General features: G+C 64.2%; 6 protein-coding genes and 1 pseudogene. 4 read left to right on the forward strand and 3 right to left on the reverse strand.

Annotation, left to right across the window (positions count from 1 at the left end; genetic code table 11):
- Both GPT33_RS11835 and GPT33_RS11840 read right to left on the reverse strand, forming a co-directional pair.
- Nucleotides 1-180, reverse strand: a pseudogene (locus GPT33_RS11835) (cytochrome c4); the annotation flags it as partial.
- Nucleotides 181-280: 100 nt separating this feature from the next.
- On the reverse strand, nt 281-1,951 hold the full coding sequence (locus GPT33_RS11840) for a serine hydrolase (RefSeq protein ID WP_296809175.1): 1,671 nt from the start codon (nt 1,949-1,951) through the stop codon (nt 281-283).
- Nucleotides 1,952-1,975: 24 nt separating this feature from the next.
- Between GPT33_RS11840 and GPT33_RS11845 the strand changes: the two genes are divergently transcribed.
- Nucleotides 1,976-2,407: an acyl-CoA thioesterase gene (locus tag GPT33_RS11845; RefSeq protein ID WP_296809178.1), complete on the forward strand. Its 432-nt coding sequence runs from the start codon at nt 1,976-1,978 to the stop codon at nt 2,405-2,407.
- A gap of 24 nt (nt 2,408-2,431) precedes the next feature.
- Here GPT33_RS11845 and GPT33_RS11850 read toward each other — a convergent pair whose 3' ends face one another.
- Complete coding sequence (locus GPT33_RS11850) at nt 2,432-2,797, reverse strand: acyl-CoA thioesterase (RefSeq protein WP_296809182.1); 366 nt, start codon at nt 2,795-2,797, stop codon at nt 2,432-2,434.
- A gap of 169 nt (nt 2,798-2,966) precedes the next feature.
- Here GPT33_RS11850 and GPT33_RS11855 point away from each other — a divergent pair, with 169 nt between their 5' ends.
- The 3 genes from GPT33_RS11855 (at nt 2,967) to GPT33_RS11865 (ending at nt 6,552) form a co-directional block, all read left to right on the forward strand.
- On the forward strand, nt 2,967-4,796 hold the full coding sequence (locus GPT33_RS11855; RefSeq protein ID WP_296809185.1) for a sodium:solute symporter family protein: 1,830 nt from the start codon (nt 2,967-2,969) through the stop codon (nt 4,794-4,796).
- A 204-nt stretch (nt 4,797-5,000) separates the two neighbouring features.
- Entirely contained in the window at nt 5,001-5,171 is a 171-nt protein-coding gene (locus GPT33_RS11860; protein WP_296809188.1) for a symporter small accessory protein, read from the forward strand.
- Complete coding sequence (locus GPT33_RS11865; RefSeq protein WP_296809191.1) at nt 5,161-6,552, forward strand: alginate export family protein; 1,392 nt, start codon at nt 5,161-5,163, stop codon at nt 6,550-6,552. Before GPT33_RS11860 ends, GPT33_RS11865 begins: the two co-directional genes overlap by 11 nt.
- Nucleotides 6,553-6,755: the final 203 nt, after the last annotated feature.

The following is a 6,755-nucleotide window of genomic DNA, read 5'->3' on the forward strand; positions in this document are numbered from 1 at the left end:
CCGAGGCGTGTTCGGCATCGGGCTGGTCCCGTCCTCGGCATGACAGGCCACACAGACGCGCGCCGCGATCCCCGCACCGATCTCCGGATCGCCCTTGGTTTGAGCAAACACGGATGGTGCGCAGAGGGTTCCGACGCAGGCGGTCAGGACGACGAGCGATTGAAATGCGAGCAATCTCACTGCGGTTCCTCGAATCTGATCGTGCCCCAATCATGTCGCACGCCATCGGGGTCGGGCAAGTCGATCAAACCTCGACAAGGCGAATCACTCAAGACGCGGTTCAGCGCCTGAACGTCCCCAACCCATCCTCGTCGAGATATTCGATTTGCAAAGACGCGGCCCTATCGTCCTCGAACGCGAAGACCGCACCGCTCATACCGAGCGCGTTCTCGCCGACGGGTTGGAAGGTGAAGGCATCACCGTCGAAATGGCTCAACGCAAACGCCATCGGACTCGGGCCGAGTCGCAGGACCAATCCGGCTTCGGTCGCTTCCACGACGGCCGGTCCGTAGAGGTCGTTGGCATAGCGACCGGTATAGACAGCGAGCGGACGTGCCGGGGCGGGTGTGGCCGGGGCCTCGCCGAACGCCGTGTGCCAGTCGTAAAGCCCCGCCATCGCGTCCCCGTAAAGTGCCGGCCAGTCGTGGCGGATCTCGCCGGTCTCCACCAGCTCCAGAAAGCTCGCGGCGATCCCCTCGGGCGCTCCGACCGGTTGGCCGTTGGTGAGGATCAGGATCCCCAGAGACTCCGAAGGGAGCATGGCGAGCGTCGTCGCGGCACCCAGGACGAACGCGCCCGAGTGAGACCAGCGGACACGCCCGGCACTGTCCACGCCGACACCCAGACCCAGTCCGTAGAAGCTCGGGCGACTGCTCGGTTCGTGCAAAGGGGAGCTCATGAGGTTCGGCGCGTGAATCCGTGCCAGCGTCTCAGAGGCGATGACCGACTTGCCGTCGAGCGTCCCTTCGCCGAGAACCAGCCGCATCCACTGGGCCATATCGGTCACGGAGCTGCTCGCGCCCCCCGCGGGCGACTGGGCATCCGGCTGGCGGACCTCGGGCGTCACCATCCAGACGCCGTCCCGGCGGATGTGCCCGATCGCCCGATTGGGGGTCGAGACGAAGTCCGCAAAACGCGAGCTGGTGGAGGTCATCCCGAGCGGGCCGTAGAGCAGATCTCGGCTCAGGTCTTCCCATGACGTACCCGCGGCGCGGGCCACCGCCTCGGCCGCGGCGGTGAGGCCGAAATTGGTATAGGCAAAGCTGGCCCGGAAGGGAGCCAAGGGATAGAAACGCAGGCGCGATAAGATCTCCGCGCGTCCGTATCCGATGTCCTCCAGGAGATCGCCGGCATGGTCGGGTAGCCCGCTGCGGTGGGCGAAGAGATCCGCGATGGTCACCCGCGGCGTGATCGTCGGATCCTTCAGGGCGAAATCGGGCAGACGGTGGACGATCGGATCGTCCCAGTCGACCCCGGCTCGGCCGCCGTCCTTCCCGTCGACACCGGGTCGATCGATACGGGCCCGATCGACCGCGGCTGCGACCACCGTCGCCGCAACCGGCTTCGACAGGGAGGCTAGTTGAAAGACCGTCTCGGCATCGATGCGCGCCTCGCCGTCCAGGCTGCGTCGACCAAAGCCTTTGATGTAGACGACGCGATCACGGTGCACGACCGCGATCGCCATGCCCGGAACCCCGGTCGTCTCGAGCACCGCCTCGGCCATGGCGTCGAGCTGCGCCACGGCGGCCGCGACGCGCCCCTCGGGGATCGGGACGTCCGAGAAGGCGGAGGGATCGAGGCGGGCCGATTCGCCCGGGTCCGGCTCGACGACCGGGTTCACGATCGGCGGGCTCGGGTTCTCGCTCGCCGGCACGCCGACCGGCGCGAGCAGCATCAGCGCCGTGAGAAGGAACGAACGAGTCTTCAGCGACCTCAGGTTAAGATCGATCATCGCCACAAGCCTCCGGAGTCAGACATGGATCCAAACCGTTTCGCCTATGCCTTCAGTGTCCGCCTTCACGACACGGACGCGGCCGGGCGGCTGTTTTTCGGCCACCTCTTCCGGCATGCGCACGATGCCTACGAGGCCTTCATGGCCCGGGTCGGCCTCCCGCTTGAGCGTCTCATCCGCGAGGGAGAGATCCTGCTGCCGCTCGTGCATGCCGAGGCAGACTATCACCGACCGCTCTGCCAGGGTGATCGGGTTGAGGTCACGCTGGCGATCGAAGAGATCCGCACCCGCTCCTTCGCCGTGGCTTATCGCTTCGAGACGCAGGACGGGACGCTCGCCGCCACGGCCAAAACCGTCCACCTCCAGATCAATCGAGACGGCTCCCCCGCCGCGGGTCTCTCCGAGGCGATTCGCGCCGCCATCCTGCCGTACCTCCAGGAGGACCGCCCGCAGTGACGAAACGGCCGCCCGCGCGGCCTTTCATCTGCCGGGCGGCGACAAGGGGATCTTCCGCCCCTGCTCGTCGACCCGCACGAAGGTGATGCAGGTCGTGAAGATCGGCTCCTCATTGCCGGTCGTTAGATCGTCGGCGAAGACGTGCACCGAATAGCTGATCGAGGTGTTGCCGCGACAACTCTCGATCGCGTCGAAGCGCAGCACCGCGCCCTGCTTCACGCTGCGGTGAAACTCGACGCGGTCCATCGCGATGGTGACGAAGCGGCACCCCGGATGGTCGCGACTGGCCGCGATCCAGGCGATCTCGTCGACCCACTTCAACAAAAAGCCCCCGAACAGGTAACCGTAATGGTTGAGGAACTCGGGGCGTACGACTTTGAAACTCTCCACGAACGGGCTCTCCTGGTCATCAAAAGGTCAACGATTGGTCGTTGATAGGTCAAAAACCGCCGTTTAACTGCGCTGGATCTATATAACGATACGAACGTCCAGGTTATTTTTCGCCCCCGCGCGTCCTGACAAGACAACAACGACTATTTCGGGATCCCGAGGGGGACTCATGACGGGGCATTCTTCCGTAGGCTGGGTCGACATCGTCGTCATTCTGGCCTACCTCTTCGCCACCGGCTATCTCGGCTGGCTCGGCTATCGCGGCACTCGCTCGGCCGCGGATTTCCTGGTCGGCGGGCGTTCGGCCCACCCGATCATCATGGCGGTCTCCTACGGGGCCACCTTCATCTCGACCGCGGCCATCGTCGGTTTCGGCGGGGTGGCGGGACTCTTCGGCATGAGTCTGCTCTGGCTCACCGTGCTCAACATCGGGGTCGGGATCCTGATCGCCTTCATCTTGTTGGGCGAGCCCACACGGCGACTCGGTCATCATCTCGGCGCCCACACCTTTCCGGAGCTGCTGGGTCAACGCTACCAGAGTCGCGGCATCCAGATCTTCGCCGGCGCCATCATCTTTCTCTTCATGCCGCTCTACTCGGCCGCCGTGATGACCGGGGGCAGCATCTTCGCGGCGACCCAGTTCGGGATCGATTTCGAGGTCGCGCTCCTGATCTTCGCGCTCATCACCGCCGCCTACGTCATCCCCGGCGGCATCAAGGCGGTGATGTATACCGATACGCTCCAGGGCTTCGTCATGGTCTTTGCCATGATCTTCCTGCTGATCTTTACCTACATGAGCCTCGGCGGAATCACCGAGGCGCACAGCACCCTCACCGATATGGCGGATCTCGTCCCCGCGCCGCTCGCGCAGATGGGTCATCAAGGTTGGACCGCAATGCCCGCCTTCGGCTGGGGCGCGACCACCTACGATCTCTGGTGGACCGTAATCACCGCGCTGGTGCTCGGCGTGGGGATCGGCGTGCTCGCTCAACCTCAGTTGGTGGTGCGCTTTATGACGGTGCGCAGCCGTCGCGAGCTCGACCGGGCCGTGCCCATCGGCGCCGTCTTCATCCTGCTCATGGTCGGAACGCCCTTCGTGGTGGGCAGTCTCTCGAACGCCTGGTTCGCACAGAACGGCCCGCTCCTGCAGGGCAAGGTCGTCGAGGTCATCGATGCCGAGAAGGATCGCGCCCTGGTCGAGCTGATGCAGCAGGGCGAATCGGGGACCTGGACCTCGATCATCAGCCCCAAGACACAGGCACCCGCGCGCGCACCCATGATCATCAGCGAGCGCACCTCGGCACAAGACGGCGCCGGCGCGACCTTCGAGCTCGTCGCCGGCCGCTCCATTGCCGCGACCTACACCAAGGGCGACGCCGACAAGATCATCCCGGCCTTCATCATGGCCGCCATGCCCCATTGGTTCGGCGTGATCTTCTTCCTCGCCCTACTCGCCGCGGCCATGAGCACCATGTCCAGCCAGTTCCATACGATCGGCACGGCCGCCGGGCGGGACCTCTACGAGCGCATCGCGGAGAAGGGACATCAGCGCGAGCCGAGCATCCTGGTGATGCGCCTCGCCATCATGATCGGACTGCTTATCGCCGTGACCATCAGCTACACGGTGCGACAGGAATATGTCATCGCCCGCTTCACGGCGATCTTCTTCGGACTCTGTGCGGCGAGCTTCCTGCCCGCCTACATCGGCGGACTCATCTCCAAACGCGTGACCCGAGCCGGGGCCCTCGCCTCCATGACCGTCGGCATGAGTGTCTCGCTCTTCTGGCTGGCTTTCATCAAGGCGCGCGAGGCCAGCGCCATCGGGCTGGTGCAGCTGGTCACCGACGGCAAGACCAGCCTGCTCGCGGATTATCCCAATTGGCCGTCCGTGGACCCGATCATCATCGCGTTGCCGGCCTCCCTGCTGACCTTGATCCTGGTCAGTGCGGTGACACGGCCACCGGATCAGGCGCATTTGCGTCGCTGCTTCCCCCGTTAAACCGCGTCTCGGTGGGATATGAGAGGTTTCGGGATGCTGCTGCGTTCTCGCGATCAATGAATCTTGGCGCGGACGCGGTTTAAGTATTTTTAATTTTTTATTTGAATTGCGTCGACTGGGTTTATTTTGGTATCGCCGAGGGAGCGGCCTTGCACCTCGGATCGACCCTAACCTCGGACGCAATTCAATTCAGGAGCGCATGGGATGCTGGGTATCGATGATCCGTATGTCCTTATGGCCTATCTCGGCGCCATCTCGATGGCCGTGATCGGCATCATTTACGGGCTGGTTCGCCGCAATGCCGCGCGCGACGAGGTGACCCCCGAAGATCGTCTTTGGGCGCTGGACGAGAAGAAGGTGGACGATGATTTCTAGACACGCATCGACATGGCTTGCGGCATTGGCCGCAGCACTGTTTTCGGCAAGCGCCTCGGCCGGCACTCAAGAGGCCGAGCCGGTCTCGAGCTTCAAGCCAGGGGCGGATCTGCGTCTGCGCCAGGTCTTCATCGGCAATGTCGGTCTGAACGACCGAAGCCCAACGGCTGACCGGACCTTCCAGCGGTATCGCGGGCGCATTTGGGGGATCTACGCACCGACCGACCATATCGTCGGCACCGCGCGACTGATGTGGGAAGGTCGTCACTACAACAAGCCCAAGGAGAATCAGTGGCCGATACCGGGTTTCGAGACCTGGTACAGCGGTGGACTCTTCTTCGATCTGCTGGATGTCAACTTCAAAGACATCGCTGGCTCGCCGCTTTCGGTGAAGCTCGGTCGCCAAGAGATCATCCTCGGCAACGGCTGGCTGGTGCTCGACGGCACGCCACTCGACGGCTCCCGGACCATCTATTTCGATGCAGCCCGCGCGACCTATAACCTGGCGTCCATCGGGACCACGCTCGACCTCATCTACCTCAACCAGGATGCCGACACCGGGCGCTTTCCGAGCCCGCTGAACGGCGTGATCGAGGATCAGATCGAGCAATACGAGACAGGCGCCATCCTCTACGCCCGCAACAAAAGCTTGGTCAAGGATACGGACCTCGACGGGTACCTGATGTACAAGAGCAGTACGCCGGACAACACCCCGGGCAATATTCGGGTCAACAACGGCGCACCCTTTCCCTCGCCGCCCGACTCAGGCGTCGCCTACACGCTCGGCGTGCGCGCCGAGTCCAAGCCGACCCCGCAATGGGCGGTGCGCGCCGAGGGCGCCTACCAGTGGGGTACCCGCAACGATGCGGACCTGGATGCATTCGGGTTCAACGGACGCGCCACCTACAGCCTGAATGATCCGCTCGCCAACCGGTTTCATCTCGGCTACGAGTTTCTCTCCGGCAACGACCCCGACAGCAACGGCACCCAAGCCTTCGACCCGCTCTGGGGCCGCTGGCCGCAGTGGAGCGAGCTCATGATCTATCAGTGGCCGCTGGAAAGCCGCGTCGGCGAGGCGACGAACCTGAGCCGGCTCAATCTCGGCTGGGGCATCCAGGCCCACCCGACCACCTTGGTCACGGTCGACTATCACGCGCTCTGGGCCGACGAGATGACCACCCGCACCCCGGCGCAGTTGGTCAACCTCAGCGGAGAGAGCCGCTTCCGCGGACATCTCGCCGCCGTCTGGGTCAAGACCAAGCTCAGCAAGCACGTCGCCGGACACCTGGTCGCCGAATACCTCTGGCCCGGTGACTATTACGCCGAGAATCGGCGCGACGAATCCTACTTCGTGCGTGCGGAGTTGAATCTCACCTGGTGAGGCCGGGCGATACAGCCAATCGCCGCCGAGCGGCGCCCCCCGGGATAGTCGACTTGCAGTCGACCTCTTCCGCCGGCCTAAAGGCCAGCGGGTCGACTGCAAGTCGACTATCCCGGGGAAATCCGCACCGGCGTGTCGCGAGGATCCAAGCAGCGCAGCGTCTGCTCAGGTCGGCTCAGCCCGCGCTGCCGAAGACATAGCCC

Source organism: Thiocapsa sp., from assembly GCF_011390875.1.
GTDB lineage: Bacteria > Pseudomonadota > Gammaproteobacteria > Chromatiales > Chromatiaceae > Thiocapsa.

Coding starts and splice junctions, on each gene's coding strand:
- GPT33_RS11840 (WP_296809175.1), bottom strand. CDS start 1,951: ATGATCGATCTTAACCTGAGGTCGCTGAAGACTCGTTCGTTCCTTCTC.
- GPT33_RS11845 (WP_296809178.1), top strand. CDS start 1,976: ATGGATCCAAACCGTTTCGCCTATGCCTTCAGTGTCCGCCTTCACGAC.
- GPT33_RS11855 (WP_296809185.1), top strand. CDS start 2,967: ATGACGGGGCATTCTTCCGTAGGCTGGGTCGACATCGTCGTCATTCTG.
- GPT33_RS11860 (WP_296809188.1), top strand. CDS start 5,001: ATGCTGGGTATCGATGATCCGTATGTCCTTATGGCCTATCTCGGCGCC.
- GPT33_RS11865 (WP_296809191.1), top strand. CDS start 5,161: ATGATTTCTAGACACGCATCGACATGGCTTGCGGCATTGGCCGCAGCA.